At 56.1% G+C, this 16,026-nt stretch carries 14 protein-coding genes and 1 riboswitch; of the genes, 3 read left to right on the forward strand and 11 right to left on the reverse strand.

Annotation, left to right across the window (positions count from 1 at the left end; genetic code table 11):
* Nucleotides 1-29 precede the first annotated feature (29 nt).
* A riboswitch (purine riboswitch) is annotated at nucleotides 30-128 on the reverse strand.
* Between the two features lie 154 nt (nucleotides 129-282).
* From KDC22_RS27245 to KDC22_RS27265, 5 genes are all read right to left on the reverse strand, one after another.
* Nucleotides 283-810 carry a GNAT family N-acetyltransferase gene (locus KDC22_RS27245; protein WP_246553035.1) on the reverse strand — a complete coding sequence of 176 codons (528 nt, stop codon included), beginning with the start codon at nucleotides 808-810 and terminating at the stop codon, nucleotides 283-285.
* A 187-nt stretch (nucleotides 811-997) separates the two neighbouring features.
* On the reverse strand, nucleotides 998-1,387 hold the full coding sequence (locus KDC22_RS27250; RefSeq protein WP_211724290.1) for a FliH/SctL family protein: 390 nt from the start codon (nucleotides 1,385-1,387) through the stop codon (nucleotides 998-1,000).
* A gap of 24 nt (nucleotides 1,388-1,411) precedes the next feature.
* Entirely contained in the window at nucleotides 1,412-1,696 is a 285-nt protein-coding gene (locus tag KDC22_RS27255) for a hypothetical protein (RefSeq protein WP_173131881.1), read from the reverse strand.
* Nucleotides 1,693-2,031: an alpha-helical endospore appendage domain-containing protein gene (locus tag KDC22_RS27260; RefSeq protein ID WP_173131878.1), complete on the reverse strand. Its 339-nt coding sequence runs from the start codon at nucleotides 2,029-2,031 to the stop codon at nucleotides 1,693-1,695. Before KDC22_RS27260 ends, KDC22_RS27255 begins: the two co-directional genes overlap by 4 nt.
* A gap of 36 nt (nucleotides 2,032-2,067) precedes the next feature.
* The gene (locus KDC22_RS27265; RefSeq protein ID WP_081751236.1) at nucleotides 2,068-2,361 is read right to left on the reverse strand and encodes a nucleoside-diphosphate sugar epimerase; all 294 of its coding nucleotides are present in this window, start codon (nucleotides 2,359-2,361) and stop codon (nucleotides 2,068-2,070) included.
* Nucleotides 2,362-2,622: 261 nt separating this feature from the next.
* Between KDC22_RS27265 and KDC22_RS27270 the strand changes: the two genes are divergently transcribed.
* Nucleotides 2,623-3,147: a GNAT family N-acetyltransferase gene (locus KDC22_RS27270; protein ID WP_211721006.1), complete on the forward strand. Its 525-nt coding sequence runs from the start codon at nucleotides 2,623-2,625 to the stop codon at nucleotides 3,145-3,147.
* Nucleotides 3,148-3,636: 489 nt separating this feature from the next.
* On the opposite strand, the gene KDC22_RS27275 is transcribed toward KDC22_RS27270, so the two are convergent.
* The 5 genes from KDC22_RS27275 to KDC22_RS27295 all read right to left on the reverse strand — a co-directional run bounded on the left by KDC22_RS27275 (nucleotide 3,637) and on the right by KDC22_RS27295 (nucleotide 12,471).
* Nucleotides 3,637-4,368, reverse strand: coding sequence for a sugar phosphate nucleotidyltransferase (locus tag KDC22_RS27275; protein WP_173131869.1), 732 nt, complete (start codon nucleotides 4,366-4,368; stop codon nucleotides 3,637-3,639).
* 48 nt (nucleotides 4,369-4,416) lie between these two features.
* Nucleotides 4,417-5,154: a glycosyltransferase family 2 protein gene (locus KDC22_RS27280; protein ID WP_173131865.1), complete on the reverse strand. Its 738-nt coding sequence runs from the start codon at nucleotides 5,152-5,154 to the stop codon at nucleotides 4,417-4,419.
* Nucleotides 5,151-6,143 (reverse strand): glycosyltransferase family 2 protein, encoded by a 993-nt coding sequence (locus KDC22_RS27285; RefSeq protein ID WP_173131862.1) that lies wholly within the window; start codon nucleotides 6,141-6,143, stop codon nucleotides 5,151-5,153. Before KDC22_RS27285 ends, KDC22_RS27280 begins: the two co-directional genes overlap by 4 nt.
* Entirely contained in the window at nucleotides 6,140-6,982 is an 843-nt protein-coding gene (locus KDC22_RS27290) for a glycosyltransferase family 2 protein (RefSeq protein WP_246553037.1), read from the reverse strand. Before KDC22_RS27290 ends, KDC22_RS27285 begins: the two co-directional genes overlap by 4 nt.
* 479 nt (nucleotides 6,983-7,461) lie before the next feature.
* A complete protein-coding gene (locus tag KDC22_RS27295; protein WP_211721007.1) occupies nucleotides 7,462-12,471 on the reverse strand; it encodes a WIAG-tail domain in 5,010 nt (1,669 codons plus the stop codon).
* A gap of 425 nt (nucleotides 12,472-12,896) precedes the next feature.
* Between KDC22_RS27295 and KDC22_RS27300 the strand changes: the two genes are divergently transcribed.
* Both KDC22_RS27300 and asd read left to right on the forward strand, forming a co-directional pair.
* A complete protein-coding gene (locus KDC22_RS27300; RefSeq protein WP_173131852.1) occupies nucleotides 12,897-13,994 on the forward strand; it encodes a YheC/YheD family endospore coat-associated protein in 1,098 nt (365 codons plus the stop codon).
* Nucleotides 13,995-14,084: 90 nt separating this feature from the next.
* Nucleotides 14,085-14,876, forward strand: a complete 792-nt coding sequence (gene asd / locus KDC22_RS27305) for an archaetidylserine decarboxylase (protein ID WP_173131849.1) — start codon at nucleotides 14,085-14,087, stop codon at nucleotides 14,874-14,876.
* A gap of 352 nt (nucleotides 14,877-15,228) precedes the next feature.
* Here the strand turns inward: asd and gpmA are convergent, their stop codons facing one another.
* A complete protein-coding gene (gene gpmA, locus KDC22_RS27310; RefSeq protein WP_173131846.1) occupies nucleotides 15,229-15,978 on the reverse strand; it encodes a 2,3-diphosphoglycerate-dependent phosphoglycerate mutase in 750 nt (249 codons plus the stop codon).
* Nucleotides 15,979-16,026: the final 48 nt, after the last annotated feature.

Raw genomic sequence — 16,026 nt, forward strand, 5'->3', positions numbered from 1 at the left:
TGACGGGTAACACAAAAAGGCCACAAAAATATGCCTCAGCATATTTTCGTAGCCAGAAATTTACGGTTCCCGGTAGAGACCCTTAAACCAATTATTAAGGATATACGAAAAGGACTATTCAGTTGCTTATGAATAATCCCATCATAAAGTAAAGACAGATTATATGTCAACATAAGTTATTAAAGTTAACACATTAACTTTTTTATTATGAAAAAAGGTTTAAATCGTAACTAATAGGTCTTTAACTCGCTAAATATGTAATGTTACATAACACAACCAACATTAATTCTCGGCATTCTCCGTGAGGACCTTCTCAAATACAGGAAAAGCAGCGGTACGGCCGGGAAAATGAATCTCGCCTCTTAGGGAGTACCCCAAGGAAGGATATAGCTTAAGGACCCTGTGATTCTTCGCATAAGTGTCCAGCCGGATACTGGTGTACCCGCCACTTCGGGCGAACTCTTCGGCAAAAGCAATGAGCTGCCGGGCGATCCCCTTCCCCTGAAACTCAGGATGAACCGCCAGCCGGTGCATGATCAGATGCGGCCCCTGTGCCTGTGTCCATTCAATGCTCTTATACTGCTCCGCCTGATTCTCATCCAGCACAAGAATGCCGGCAATAGCTTCACGGTCTAGACAGACAAACAAGGTACCCTTATGGATATCCTCACTGATGACTTCACGGTTAGGGTAGCTCTCATTCCATTGATCGCTTCCTCCGGCCTGCATAACTTGTACACATTTAGAAATCAGATTCATAATCTCCCCGATCTCCCCGCTGCGCGCTCTCCGTATCTCATTTCCAATCATATACACTCCCCGCTTTCCTGTCCGGATGGTGAACCCGATAAAGATTCTGGTAAGAAGTCTACCATATCCGGGCGGAAATTCCGATACTCCGCTGTATGCCAAAGTGTCCCATGAGCTATAGAGGCGGCACAATAGGCGCCAGCCTCTATAACTGTTGTTCTAGGCCACCGCTGTGCCTGCGGCTCTGTCAGCCCAGCTCCAGCTTATGCCCGTCCTCGAAGCCCTTGGCGAAACCGGCGTCGAACCCCACGTTGTATGCTTCGGTGTAGCCCTGCTGAAAGGCGTCTCCCGGCGGCATTTCCGGAGGGACGCCCAGATCCGGGGGGAGCGGAACCACCTGCGGAACCAGAGGTGTCTCTACTCCCGGTATGACCTGAAGGGCACGAGCCCTGCGGAGCCGTCTGCGGAGCCTTCTTTTCTTGCGCAGCAGCAGTGAGTTCCTCCCTGTCTTGCGGAGCAGACCTCTGCGCGTTTTGCGCCCAAGGCTCTTGCGTAACCGTGCCTTCCGTGATAACAGCGGTCTGCGTTTGCGAACCTTGCTTGTGGAACGAAGCTTGCCCTGTTTCTTTCTCTTCATTCTTCTACGCCTCCTGTACTTCATCTACTCCTGGCGGTCCCCTCCCGAGCAAACCTTGCTCAGCCAGGGTGCGGCAGGTACTCCTTCTTTGGGCTCATGCAGCGAAATACCGGATATCATCCGGCACATCGAGCTCTGGTACCCACTAAGAATCCTGATGTTGTCGCTTAGCTTGCGGGCCGTCAGCTCCGATTGCCCCGTCACTTCGGCAATGCTCTCCAGGATGGCCGCGAGCGCTGCCTGGCTACGGGCGATCGAGCGGATCATCTCCAGCTTGACGGCATGTTCGGAGAGAAGCCCGCCGCTCATTTGCTGTCTTCTCCGAAGCTGAAGCCATCTCCGCCATCTCCGCCGAAGCCGCCGCCCTCATCTTCACCGCTGCCCAGCACTGCTTTCAGATTACTGTACAGCCCGTTCTCCAGCTTCGTCAGTCCCTCTACCATTTCCACGATGACCTCATGAATGGAGATGGATTCCTTCAACTGGTCTTCGTGGGAGTCGAATGCTCTAGCGTGGATATGGTGATGGGTCCACTGCTTCACTTTTTCTGCTTCCACCGCTTTGGCCTCAAGAATCATCGCGATGTTCCACTGGATGGCAGCGGTCGACTCCAGCATTTGCAGATATGCCTTTTCTCTGCTCATCCTCCGCCTCCTTGCTCAAGTTACACGACGTTACTCCTACTCTTCTTCCTGACCGTTTAATTCCTTAATTACCCTGCCAACACCCTCAGCCATGGCCTCTTCAAGATCAGCAAGTGCATTCAAGTAAGCAATGATGTTTTTGTTGACTTGACCTGAGCTTTCCACCAGCCCACTGAATCCGCCGAAATCAGGGTCCGCATCCGGCAGATCGTGAACTATTTGCGACATACGGACGGCTACGTGGCGTTCGGCGTCGAGAATCCGTGCCATTTGTTCGTGCGTATGGGCCATGTGCTGCAGGACTTTTGTAATTTTACTCTGCACCTTCATGTCTCCTTTGCTCAAACGCCCTGCTACAGCATATGCGGCATCAGCCTTGGCGGTGCCGGAGAAGCACCGTAAGTTGTAGAGGGATATCTGCGTCAGGGCAGTTGAAGTTCACAGCTTGCCGTGCGAGATTCGCTTCGGGTATAGCGGGACAAATCCCGCGCTGGAGGATATTGACAACAGGCTGAGCCGCAGACTATGCTTGGCTGAAATAAGAGGTTTGAATCCGGAGCTATGTATGCGGATCAGAAGGGGAGGTTATAGATGACACATACAGACAACCGCCTGATGCTGCGGCCCCTGAATGCTGCCGAGCTGGCGTTAGCCTTGGAGGACTATGCGGAGCTGGAGCTTGCGCTGGGCTTGAGAGTTACCCCGGCTGCCACTCTGCTGGATGACGAAGAGATGCGTTATGCTATGCGGGTGAGGTATGCTAAGGTGCTGCAGGATGAGCAGAACTATCCATGGCTAACCCAGTGGGCCGTTATTCACCGGGAGGAGCAGCAGATTATCGGCTTCCTCATTCTCAAGGGCCTCCCGAATGAACAAGGGGAGGTTATTGTAGGCTATGTCATTGATGAGAGATATAGGGGCCAGGGCTACGCTTCAGAAGCGCTGAAGCAGATCACCGCCTGGATCTTCAGCCACCCCGGTACACGCTGGGTCATCGCGGATACTGAGAAGGATAACTTCGCCTCGCACCGTGTCCTCCAGCATCTGGACGCTGAGCCGTACCGGGAGACAGAAGACTTATTCTGGTGGAGAATCGCCCGCCCGGACAAGAGTTGACGACGGGAGGCAGAGTTGACGGCGAGAAGAAGAGTGGATTCAGGATTCAGGTGTACTATTGCTCCTCCTTCGCGCTCCACAGCCACTTTCGGCGGATTCAGGTGCACTATTGCTCCTCCTTTGCGATTCCCAGCTACTTTCGGCAGATTCAGGTGCATTATTGCTCCTCCTTTGCGATTCCCAGCAACTTTCGGCGGATTCAGGTGCACTATTGCTCCTCCTTCGCGCTCATGTAGCCAACTTTCAGCTACATTTGTGGGATTTATCCCCTTGATTTTCCCGTTCAGCCAACTTCCAGCCTCATCTGTGGGATTTATCCCTTTGATTCCTCCGTACAGCCAACTTTCACCCTCATTTGTGGGATTTATCCCTTTGATTCCACCATACTGCCAACTTCCAGCCTCATCTGTGGGATTTATCCCCTTGATTTCTAGTTTCAATGTGAGAGGCGAAGCATGTCCATCCATCTTAACCAAAAAAAGCCGCCCCTCAGGGCAGCGTATCTCTCAGTTTCTCTCCGGCTTCGCGCAGAGACTGGAAGGTTCCCGCGTCACTCCACCAGCCCTTTAGCACATCATAGCTCAGCTTGCGCTCTGCGGCATAGATGTTGTTCACATCGGTGATCTCCAGCTCCCCCCTTCTCGAAGGGGATATGCGGCGGATAATATCGAACACAGCTTCATCGTACATATAGATGCCTGTAACACAGAATTTCGTCTTCGGCTGCTCCGGCTTCTCTTCGATATAAGCAATCAGGGAAGCATCTGCGCTGTCAAACACCGGAACTCCGTACCTCCGCGCATCATCGACAGGCTTCAGGAGCACCTTGGCCGTTCCCTCCGGCTGCTGCAGATAACGCTCCACATAAGGCTTCAGATTATCCATAAACAAATTATCACCCAGCAGCACAACGAACCGTTCACCTGGCAAAATAAAACCTTCCGCCAGCTCCAGCGCTTCCGCAATACCTCCTGCAGCCTCCTGGATTTTGTACGTCAGGGATACGCCAAATTCCGCGCCGCTGCCCAAAAAGTCAGTATACTGTCCTGCGGACTGCTTGCTGATAACCAGGAGAATATCGGTTATTCCCCCCTGGCGCAGCCGTTCAATACCGTAGCACACCATAGGGTATTTGCCGACCGGAAGCAAATGTTTGTTCATAAGCCGGGTCAACGGGTATAGCCTTGTTCCTGTTCCGCCCGCCAGTATGACTCCTTTCACTTACTTTCCTCCTCTTTATCTACGTCTTTAGCCTTTGGCCGGGGTGCCTCAGATGAACTGCGACGGGTCCACTTGCCATTTCTCCATAAAAAGTCTGCGGTTGCGTTCCACAAGCTCCTGCAGCGAGGCCGAATAGACCTCCTTGAAGCTGGCGCTGCCTTCATGATGAACCAGACAATCTCCGGCGATCAGCAGCCGGTATCCCTGCAGCCGTGCACGGTAGCAGTAATCATCATCCTCATAATGCCCCGGCGAAAATCGTTCATCGAGCAGGCCAATCTCGTCCATGAGTTGTCTTTTGAACAAAAAGCATAGACCTACAAGCCTTCTGGTCTCCAGCCACTTTGCCGCATCCGGAAGATTCGCCCTGACCGCCTCTGCATGAAACCCTGAAATATCCGTATAGCTGGTCTTCACCTGCTGCCGGCCGCTGGCATAATTCGTCACCGGTCCGACAATTCCAATATCGGGGGCACTGTACAAGGCATTCTTCAGATTATCCAGCCAGCCCTGCGACACAATGACGTCATTGTTCAGCAGCAGCAGCTCATCTCCCGCAGCCAGCTGCAGCCCGGCATTACAGGCCAGAGGGAAGCCGCGGTTCTCCGGAAAAGAGATGAACTTCAATCCGCTGGCGCGGCAGTAGGCTTCTGTACCGTCGTCCGAGGCATTGTCCACTACAATAATCTCATACGCAGACCCGGTGTACGCTATGATTGATTCTACACAAGTGCGGAGCAGGCCGAGCCTGTTATACGTAGGAATAATAATACTGGTCAGTGTCATAAGGCGTTCCTCCAGGCTGCGATCTGGCGGCGGTGCTCCAGCAGGCTCTCTACAGACAGCTGCCCGCGGGTCCGCTGCTGGGCAATCACCCAGACCAGGGCTTCGGCATGATCGCCGGCAATCAGCTGCTCCATGGCATTACCGGCTCCCGTGTTGCCCTGGCGCAGCCGGTTATGCTTGATCACATTAACCATCCCGGCCTTCTCCACCCGCAGCCCGCCCATAATGGAGAGTGCCAGCGCTTTGGGCGGAACCATCAGCTCACGATACCCAATCTGCTCCAGAGCCCGGCGGGACAACGCATGTGGCACAGCCGTCATCGAACTGGCTCCAAGATCACTGCGCCCGAGAACTTGATTCAGGTACAGCTTGCAGCGGGTAACCGCATCGCTTAGCCCAAAGGGAGGCAGCAGGGGGTCAAGATCATTGAGCGCCACATCCACACCCCGGCCTGCCGCCTCCACGAAGGAGAATAGCTGCCCGGCAGGAATCACCATATCGCCATCCAGAAAAAGCAGAAGGTCTCCCCGACTAAGCTTGGCGCCAACCGAACGCCCCACATCATGTCCGGCCGATTCCGGAATGTATATGACCGTCGCCTGACGGCACAGCCGGGTACGCTGAAAGCTGCGGTCACTGCAGCCGTTCAGCACCACGATAATCTCCTGCGGCTTCAGCCGCATCACCTGCTCCAGCAGCTTCGGCAGAGTCTGCTCCTCGTTCCTTGCGGAGATAATAACCGACAACGAACCCTGACCTGCCGGAAATGGCAGAGCTGCCTGACCGGAAGCAGACTTCCGCTGCCGCTTGGACCTGGAGAGTCCCCGCGCCGCTGCAGCAGGTCTGCTGCGGCGCCGGGCTGACCGCTTAGCCGCCGGTCCCCGGACTGCACGGCGCCTTGCTGCGCGGCCTTTAGAGCTGCCGCTTCCGGCCGCAGGTCGTCCGGATGAAGTATGGCCGCTGACGGATACTTCCCGCTGTTCCATCATCTCACTATCTCCCTTCGCCGGGTGCCGTCACCGAAGCCCGCCCGGCCGCCCCTGCGTTCCAGCACCATTGCCACGGCATCGAGGTGATCCGTAAGGATGACCTGCTGCAGAGGATCATTGCCGCTCATTTTACGGCGGGCGGCGTTCATCTTGCCTACAGGCACATTATGCACCGCTGTCACAAGCAGACCGTCCAGCACCGCCTGCGCATGCGCGAGCGGCGGTCTGGACAAGAGGCCGCTGCCCAGGACGTTCAGCGTCCTGCGGTTAATGGCATGGGGGACGGCTGTCAATGAGCAGCCCTTCAGATCAGGTCTTCCGAGCAGAAGATTCAGCGCATGCTTGGATAACACTACCGGATGCGGAAATCTGCTGCGCACCGGGCCCGAATAATCATTCAGCGCTATATCTGCCCCGCTGCTGACCGCCGTCACGAAAGGACGCAGCTGCGAGGCGGGAATTACCAGATCCCCATCCGTAAACAGCAGAATCTCTCCCTTGGCTGCTGCAGCGCCTACACTTCGCCCCACATCATGCCCGAGCGGCTGCTCATACATGATTACATTCGCTCCGGAGGAGCGCGCAATGTCTGCTGTCCGATCCGCAGAACCGTTAACAATTACAATAACCTCACAGCGGGAATGAACGCCTCTGGCTCCGGCTATCACCGCGGCAATCGTCGTCGCCTCATTCATAGCCGGGATAATGACGGATACATAAGGCTCCGGATGATTCACCGCAGGCGGCGGCACAGCAGGCCGTACCGGCACGATCATCGTCCGCCGTGTTCGCGCTGCCCGCCGCCCCGGGCGGCGGGCAGATGTTCTTTTACGTTTCATACTCATCCACCTTCCTTCAGAGGGCTGCTCCCGGGCTGAGGGTTACACCATAGTCTATGTATTCCGCCACACCCGGTAACGGCAAGTGTCTCCCTGGACTTAGATAATTGGACAAATGCCGCTATGCGCCTCCGACCGGCAATAAGCCGGCAAGTGAACGTTTGCAGGAGCAGCAGAGCCGTATTCGTCCATCAGCAAGCAAGTGGATAAATGCAGCTTAATTTCCCGATATCTAAGGAGAGTACTGAAGCAAGCGGAAAAACAGCATTTAATACTAGCGATTTTGCCGCTTTGGAGGATTTGTCATGATTTAAGTGTTGTTTGTCCACCTGTTGTTGCAGGAGCGTCTATTCGTCCATCAGCAAGTGTACAAAATCCAACTGCTGTCTTGTACTAACATCATTCGGATCTATAATTTCCAGCACATAAAAAGAGCGCAGCCACTGGCTGCGCCCCATGTACATCCTATCCTGTATCTATCAGTCAAACACGCGCTGTTCCACAGAAGGTTTGACCAGCGGAGTCCCAAGCGCGATCCAGGACAGCACTCCGTAGAAATGCTGTGTCTCGCGCAGCCGCACCACTTCAATAGTAGCTTCTCCGCCTGTTCTGTTCTTCAGCGAGGCATGAAAATACGGTTGATTGGCCATGGCAACCAGCACATAGCCGGTATGGCCGAAGCCCTCATCAAAAGAAACCGTCACCTCCACACTCTGGGCATCCCCATTGAACATGAACGCCGTCATACCGAACTGCTGCAGTACCTCCCTGTTCCCTGTACTTTGCACGGGACGGAAGGACAGATGCTCCGGATGAACCGATCCGGGAGCCAGGTGGTCTCCGTTCACTGCACCCTGAACAATGTGATAGCCCTGTACACTGTCTTCTTCAAGATGCCGGGACTGGACCGCAAAGGGGGCGATTTTGGCAGCATCCACCGCTTCATTCTGCAGCTCCGAATTTCCAACTGCCCCTTCAGCCAGATGTCTGGTTCCGATGCTGTCCAGAGCCAGCTTCTCCCCGGTAATACTGCCGTCCGGCAGCAGCTTGGGGCTCAAAGCGTTATCGGCCAGATGCTCCCGGCTGATGCTGCCGCTTCGGATATGACGCCCGTCAATGGCATCCGGGGCCACATGTCCGCCATAGACGCTGCCCGGGGCCAGATGGTTAGAGCCCACTGCACCTTCCGCGAGCTTGCTGCCGTCCACACTGCCTTCTCTGAGCAGTTCAGAAGTCAACACATCTCCGGCCAGATGCTCCCGCTTGATGCTGCCTGCCCGCAGATGGCTGCTGTCCACGGCTTCAGGAGCCAGATGATCTCCGTTCACTGCACCCTGAACAATGTGATAGCCCTGCACGCTGTCTTCTTCAAGATGCCGGGACTGGACCGCAAAGGGGGCGATTTTGGCAGCATCCACCGCTTCGTCCTGCAGCTCCGAATTCCCTACAGCTCCTTCAGCCAGTTGTCTGGTTCCGATGCTGTCCAGAGCCAGCTTCTCCCCGGTAATACTGCCGTCCGGCAGCAGCTTGGGGGTCAAAGCGTTATCGGCCAGATGCTCCCGGCTGATGCTGCCGCTTCGGATATGACGCCCGTCAATGGCATCCGGGGCCACATGTCCGCCATAGACGCTGCCCGGGGCCAGATGGTTAGAGCCCACTGCACCTTCCGCGAGCTTGCTGCCGTCCACACTGCCTTCTCTGAGCAGTTCGGAAGTCAACACATCTCCGGCCAGATGCTCCCGCTTGATGCTGCCTGCCCGCAGATGGCTGCTGTCCACGGCTTCAGGAGCCAGATGATCTCCGTTCACTGCACCCTGAACAATGTGATAGCTCTGCACGCTGTCTTCTTCAAGATGCCGGGACTGGATCGCAAAGGAAGTGATTTTGGCAGCATCCACCGCTTCGTCCTGCAGCTCCGAATTCCCTACAGCTCCTTCAGCCAGTTGCCTGGTTCCCACCGCGCCTGGCGCCAGCCTGCTGCCGTCCACACTGCCCTCTTCCAGCAGCTCTGAGGTCAGCACATCCCCGGCCAGATGCTCCCGCTTGATGCTGCCGGTCCGCAGATGGCAGCTATCTACTGCTTCAGGAGCCAGATGGCCTCCATAGACGCTGCCGGAAGCCAGATGGACAGACCCTACAGAGCCGGCCGCCAGCTTACTTCCTTTAATACTGCCGTCCGGCAGCAGCTCGGCACTGCGGACTTCGTTCGCCAGATGCTCAAGCTTAATCGCACCGTGTTCCACATGCCGTTCCTGAATGGCTCCGTCTGCGAGATGCCCCGCGTCTACGCTCTGCGGATGCAGATGCTGCGATTGCACTGCCCCTTCAGCCAGCTTGCTGCCTTCGATGCTGCCGTCCGGCAGCAGCTCGGCACTGCGAACCTCGTTCGCCAGATGCTCAAGCTTAATCGCACCGCGTCCCACATGCCGTTCCCCGATAGCCCGGTCTGCGAGATGCACCGCCTCTACGCTCTGCGGATGCAGATGCGGTGACTGCACTGCCCCTTCGGCCAGCTTATTGCCTTCAATGCTGCCATCCGGCAGCAGTTCCGCACTAATCGTCTCGGAAGCCAGATGGCTTAACTGGATGCTGCCGGTGCGGATATGACGGCTGTCTACGGCATCCGCTGCCAGATGTCCTCCATATATACTGCCCTGCGCCAGATGGAAAGAGCCCACTGCCCCTGCCCCCAGCTTGCTCCCGCCAATACTGCCGTCCGGCAACAGCTCCGCACTCCGCGTTTCCTCTGCCAGATGCGCAAGCTTGATTAACCCTGGACGCAGATGCCGTTCCTGCACGATACCGTCTACCAGATGTTCTCCATAAATACTCTCTTGCTGCAGATTCAGTGAACCCACCGCACCGGCTGCCAGCTTCCCGCTGTCTATACTGCCGTCAGGCAGCAGATCCGTGGTCAGTGTATCCTTGGCCAGATGATCAAGCTGGATGCTGCCGGTGCGGATATGACGGCTGTCTACGGCACCTTCTGCCAGGTGCCCGCTATACACACTACCCGCTGCAAGGTGGAAGGCACCTACTGCACCTGCTCCCAGCTTGCTTCCGGCGATGCTGCCATCCGGCAGAAGGTCGGCACTGCGCGTCTCCGGTGCCAGATGGGCAAGAGTGATCTCACCTGCACGGATATGGCGGCCTTCCACCGCTTCCTGCGTCAGATGAACGGACTGCACGCTGTCTTCAGCCAAATGAACCGAACCTACAGCCGCCGCTGCCAGCTTTTCTGCCCCAATACTGCCGTCCGGCAAGATCCGGGCACTGCGGGCCTCTTCCGCCAGATGCGCCAGGCCGATGCCGCCATCTACGATATGCCGCCCTTCCACGGCTGCTTCAGCCAAATGGCTTCCGTCCACGCTTCCGGGTGTGAGATGACGGGAGGCCACCGACCCTTCGGCCAGCTTGGCGCTGCCGATGCTGCCATCCTGAATCTGAATGGATGAGACAGAGCTAGGAATGATATGTCCGTTGCCGATCGACATGGGCCGGATCTGTGCACCGCCCACACTTCCAGGTGCGAGATGTCTGCCTTGTACAGACAGGTCACCGAGAGAATCCGGGCCGACAGCACCTGCTGACAGATGCTCACTCTGTACGGCAGAAGCCGCCAGCTTCGCAGCACTCACACTCCCGTCGGCCAGCTTGATTGCAGTAACGGACAGGTCGCCTAATTTATCCGTCGAGACACTCTCCGGCGATAACTTCAATGAAGTCACGGCATGGTCGGCCAAATGATGCGGCTGCACAATAGCAGCAGCGAGATGCGCCTCCCTCACTGCACCGGAAGACAGCTTATCTTCCGTAACCGCACCGGATTGCAGCGCGGACGAAGCTACGCTGTGGTCCCCCAGATGCCGGCGTTCAATCGCGCCGGATGCCAGATGTTCAGCTGCTACCGCCTCTTCCTGCAGCACCCGTCCACTGATACTGCCGTCCGCCAGATGCTTCTCCTCTACAGCGCAGACCGCGATATGCTCGCCGCTTACCGCCTCTCTTGCGATCACATTTCCGCCGACTGCGCCTGTAGCCAGCTTAGCGGATATGATACTGCCGTCGGCCAGCTTGGTTGAGGTAATGCTCTGGGGACTAAGATGCTCCCCTGTAACGGATTCATACCCCAGTTGTTCTTCGGTTACTGCCCCTTTAGCCAGGTGGCCGGTCAGCACGGAATGCTCCTGCAGCTGGACAGATCCAACGGATTCTGCAGCCAGATGGGAATGGTCTACAGCATCGCGTTGCAGATGAGCCGAAGTGATGGCCTGCAGGGCAATCTGCGGACTGCGCACAGCGGATTTCGCAATATGGCGTGTTGTTACCGCTTCATCCGCCAGTTTATGGGCCAGAATGCTCTGATCCGCAATTTTGGAAGAAGTGACCGCCTGCTCAATCAGCTGAGTAGTGCCCACTGCCCCCTCCGCCAGCTTCACGAAGGAAATACTGCGGTCTGCCAGATGGCGGCTGCCAATCTCTCCTTCGGCAATATGCTCCGCCGTAATGCTCTCCGGGTTGATATGCTGGCTGCGGATGGCCTTCGCCGCGATCTGCCGTGACCCGGCTGCTCCATCCGAGAGGTGCCCGCTCTCAATGATTCCGGGCTGAAGCTGTTCTTTGCCGATGAGGCGTGTCGCCAATTGTTCCCGTCCAATGGCACCCGGTGCCAGATGTTTGGCGGTAATTACGCCTTCACCCACATGCCGGCTCTCGATCACAGCATCGCCCAGCTTCACACCGCTGATCTCACCGTCAGCGATTTTGTCGGCGGACACGGCTTCATCGGCCAGCTTAGAGCGGTCAATGCTGCCGTTGGCGAGGTGACGGCTGACAACGCTGCTGCTGAGGATTTTCTCCCCGGTAACGGCACCATCATCCAGCAGCTCCGCCGTGATGATACACCCGCTGAGATGCCGGCTGCTGATCGCAGCGTCGGCAATATGCTCTCCGCCAATAATCCGGTCTGCCAGCTTCTCCGGACCGATGCTGCCGTCCTTCAGCTTCTCGCCGCCGATGGAATGATCAAGCAGCTTCCCCCCGCTGACACTGCTTTCCGCCAGATGCTCACCGGTAACCGACTCCGGCGCGATCTTCGGGGAGGTAACCGCGCGATCCGCAAGATTGATATTCTGCACAGCGTAGTCCTGCAGCCAGGGAGTACCGATGATGCCATGCTTCAGCTTAGACCCGTCGATAGTCCGCGGGGCAATTTTGGGACCGGTGACTGCGGCATCGGACAGATCATCGGTATATACGGGCTTCAGGCGTTCTTTTTCCACGGGAACATATGCAGGCACTTCAGGCAGAGAATCAGTGTCTTCATACTGGTACTCCTCTTCCGCCGCCGCTTCCTGACTCCCCTCCCGTGCATGCAAAGTCTGCTGAAGCGGTTCCGTCACTTCCAGCGTCTCCACCGCGCTCACCTGCAGCTCCCATTCCTCTGCGTCCAATACTTCCACCTCAGCAGCTTCTCTGCTTTCCTTCATTCTGGGACTGCTGCTCAACATGCTAAGTTCAGTCTTGTTGGGATCATCTACATAGTAGAGCGGTCTTTTTGAACTGCGTTGCCGATTTCGTTTGGAGCCCTTCACAAGCAGTCTCCTCCTTCCATCTGTTGTTTCTTCTAGGCATCATATGCAGCTACATGGGCGGATGACACCATTCCTTCCGTTAGGAACACATTCTTATCCTTCCAAAAAAGGGCATCTGCCGCCGCGCATCCGTCCAACCCTTACAGGCACGTACATACATACAATGACAGGAGACAAGTGGAAACGAATACCGTCCTTTTATAAGGACGGTATTCGTTTCAGCGAGAAATATAAGGATAAGTTATCGTGTGCAAGTTATAAATTCTTATATTTCAAAAAAACAGCCGGGAAACTACTTCAAGATAACAGGAGGAACGAACATGGGGCAAAAGCTCGTTGGAATACTGCTAAATGCCGCTATGCACGGGGGCGTTCCCCGGTTAAAAACCGGACAGGAATCTCTGGCAAACTACGAAGAGGCCGCCGCCGCATACGGATTAACCCCTTGCTTTTTGAAGCTGTCCGACATAGATACACAGTCCGGCTTCAGCAGTGTATATATGAAGACAAATTCACAAGGATATCGCAGACATATCATCCCGACGCCAGAGGTCATCCATAACCGGGCCATTTACGATCAGCGCAGCAGCGGCGTCGAACGGCTGCTCCGGCAGGGCATTCATGTATACAACACCTGCAACCGTTACGGCAAGGATCAGATTCACGGACTGCTGGAGCAGAACCGGGAACTGCAGGCCGTGCTGCCGGTCACATCAGCCGGGATATCCGGCCTGAAGGAGATGATGGGCAGCTATACGGATCTGATCCTCAAGCCTTGCCGGGGAAGCGTTGGTAACGGCGTTATGCGTCTCACCCGGAGCGGAGGGGAGCGGTGGATCTGGAGCTACTCTCTTACCGGTTCTAAACGCTCCATCCGCACACCGGTTAACCCGGGTGCTCTTCCCCGGGCGCTCCGCGCACGGCTCTCTTCCGTGCCCTACCTGGTCCAGGAGCGGATTCCGCTGGCCGAGATCAACGGACGCCCGTTCGACCTGCGCGTCACCGTACAGCGGGGCTGGGGCGGAGCGTGGCAGGTCACCGGAATGTTCGCCAAGCTGGCCGCACCCGGCGGCTTTGTCTCTAACATTGCCAGAGGGGGCGAAGCCCTGAAGGCATCATCCGCACTGGAGAAGGCGTTCTCCGGGGAGGAGGCTGCCAGAATCCGCATGTCTGTGCTCTCCCTGAGTCTCTCCATCGCCCGTGAGCTGGAGCAGAGTCTCCCGGGTCTCGCAGATATCGGGCTGGACATCGGGGTCACGAAGCACGGACACCTGTTCTTCATTGAATGCAACGGGCGCGACCAGCGTTACGGCTTCCGCAAAGCCGGACTTAGCGGAGTCTGGAAAGACAGCTACCGCCAGCCTATGGGCTATGCCAGATATCTGCATGAAGCGGCTATAAGAATTAACTCTTATTGATTTGTCTCCTATTCTATGTCAATATAATGCAGAGCGGGTGGAGTCCCTTGGCACGGGACCTTACTGCTGCATGATGGAAGGGAGATGGGCATGGTTAAACAATTGCTGCGGCTGATGACCGAGCTATCCTCGCACAGATGGCTTTCCAGGTTGATGGGGGCTTTTTCCCATAGCAGACTCAGCCGCCTTATGATTCCGGTATTTATACGTTCCTATCAAATTCCTGCCTCCGAGGCAGAGAAGACGGCCGGGGAATACCGCACACTGAATGAATTCTTCAGCCGCCGCCTGAAGCCCGGCATGCGGCCGGTTGCCGGCGGTGACCATGCCGTGGCCAGTCCGGTGGACGCCATGATTACGGCAATGGGCGACATTAACTGCGGAACGATAATGAATGTGAAGGGGCAGGATTATACGCTGGAGGATTTGCTTAATCACTCGCCACACCTCGAACTGTACAAAAAAGGCTACTATTTCGTCCTCTACCTAAGCCCTACCGATTATCACCGGATTCACTCCCCGTTAACCGGACAGCTGAGGGAGAGCGATTATATCCGCGGACGGGCTTACCCCGTGAATGAATTCGGCATGCGACATATGAAGAGTGTCCTGAGCCGCAACGAACGGCTGATTACTTATATAGCCGGCAGCTATGGCGAGACCGCCGTGGTCAAGGTAGGCGCAATGAATGTGAGCAGTATCCGCTACACCGATGAATCCGCCCGTGAATGGCAGCGGGGCGACGACCTGGCCTATTTCGAATTCGGCTCTACGGTAGTCCTGCTGATGGAGAGCGGCACCTTCACCCCGCGTCCAGGACTTACCGTGGACACCAAGGTGAAGATGGGCGAGCTGCTGGGTGAGATGCGGCGGGCTACTTAGCTTCCGGGCTGCATCCTGCCCGAAGAGCGCAGCGTAAGACGTAAGCGGCATGACTGTGCCGTTCTCTTACAGGACGGACCCTGCCAGCGAGAAATATATTTGAAAACAAACCCCGCCCAAGGAACACGACAACGTGTCCTTGGGCGGGGTTTGTTTGGACTTCAGGAGATCCTTCACAGAGAATTGGAGGATTTGCGTTTGCGTTTGCCTTGCCTTTTACCGGATAAAGGTGTTCCTTACCCGTCAGACGCCAAAAAGGGAGTATCCCTCAGCCATGAGATGGCTGGAATACTCCCTTCATTATTATTGTTTCAGGAGACATCATGGATATCTCCAGCTCTACTGTCTTCAGTTACTCCGTAACCTTGCTCTGATTAGCCACCTCGCGGGCTTTTTCCTGGACCTCTTCCGGGACGCCGAGATAGAAGCGGCTAATCGGCTTCACATCGTCGTCGAGCTTATAGACCAGCGGGACGCCGGTTGGGATGTTGAGATCCAGCAGGGCGGTCTCATCAATGTCCTCCATGTATTTGATCAAGGCCCGCAGCGTATTGCCATGGGCGGAGATCAGGACCCGCTCCTTCTTGCGGATCAGCGGCACAATGCGGTTGGCCCAGAAATCGCCGACTCGGTGCACGGTATCCTCCAGGCTCTCCCCGCGCGGGATATCTCCCGGACGGACTTCCTTATAGCGGATATCATTTCTGGCATACCGCGGATCATCCGGCTCCAGCATCGGGGGCCGGACCGAGAGGCTGCGCCGCCAGATATGGAGCTGCTCCTCACCGTATTTCAAGGCGGTTTCACTTTTGCTGAGGCCCTGCAGCGCCCCGTAATGGCGCTCATTCAGCTTCCAGGATTTCTGCACGGGAATCCACAGCAGGTCCATCTCATCCAGCACATAGTTCAGCGTCTTGATCGAACGCTTCAGCACCGAAGCGAAGGCAAGGTCAAACGTATACCCGGCATCCTTCAGCAGGGCCCCCGCTTTCCTGGCCTCTTCCACACCCTTCTCCGTCAGATCGGGATCACTCCAGCCCGTGAACAGATTCTGCCGGTTGTATTCACTCTCTCCATGCCGTATCAGGACGATTTCGTACATAAGTATTCTCCCTCTCCTGTCTTTTGTGTTCATACTTATATTCTGTCA

Origin of the sequence: Paenibacillus tritici, assembly GCF_018207515.1 — a bacterium.
In the GTDB taxonomy this organism is placed as follows: domain Bacteria; phylum Bacillota; class Bacilli; order Paenibacillales; family Paenibacillaceae; genus Paenibacillus_AQ; species Paenibacillus_AQ tritici.

Bases quoted from the DNA above. Each gene is read 5' to 3' on its own strand.
- KDC22_RS27245 (WP_246553035.1), bottom strand. From the start codon at position 810: ATGATTGGAAATGAGATACGGAGAGCGCGCAGCGGGGAGATCGGGGAG.
- KDC22_RS27250 (WP_211724290.1), bottom strand. From the start codon at position 1,387: ATGAAGAGAAAGAAACAGGGCAAGCTTCGTTCCACAAGCAAGGTTCGC.
- KDC22_RS27255 (WP_173131881.1), bottom strand. From the start codon at position 1,696: ATGAGCGGCGGGCTTCTCTCCGAACATGCCGTCAAGCTGGAGATGATC.
- KDC22_RS27260 (WP_173131878.1), bottom strand. From the start codon at position 2,031: ATGAGCAGAGAAAAGGCATATCTGCAAATGCTGGAGTCGACCGCTGCC.
- KDC22_RS27265 (WP_081751236.1), bottom strand. From the start codon at position 2,361: ATGAAGGTGCAGAGTAAAATTACAAAAGTCCTGCAGCACATGGCCCAT.
- KDC22_RS27270 (WP_211721006.1), top strand. From the start codon at position 2,623: ATGACACATACAGACAACCGCCTGATGCTGCGGCCCCTGAATGCTGCC.
- KDC22_RS27280 (WP_173131865.1), bottom strand. From the start codon at position 5,154: ATGACACTGACCAGTATTATTATTCCTACGTATAACAGGCTCGGCCTG.
- KDC22_RS27285 (WP_173131862.1), bottom strand. From the start codon at position 6,143: ATGATGGAACAGCGGGAAGTATCCGTCAGCGGCCATACTTCATCCGGA.
- KDC22_RS27290 (WP_246553037.1), bottom strand. From the start codon at position 6,982: ATGAAACGTAAAAGAACATCTGCCCGCCGCCCGGGGCGGCGGGCAGCG.
- KDC22_RS27295 (WP_211721007.1), bottom strand. From the start codon at position 12,471: ATGAAGGAAAGCAGAGAAGCTGCTGAGGTGGAAGTATTGGACGCAGAG.
- KDC22_RS27300 (WP_173131852.1), top strand. From the start codon at position 12,897: ATGGGGCAAAAGCTCGTTGGAATACTGCTAAATGCCGCTATGCACGGG.
- asd (WP_173131849.1), top strand. From the start codon at position 14,085: ATGGTTAAACAATTGCTGCGGCTGATGACCGAGCTATCCTCGCACAGA.
- gpmA (WP_173131846.1), bottom strand. From the start codon at position 15,978: ATGTACGAAATCGTCCTGATACGGCATGGAGAGAGTGAATACAACCGG.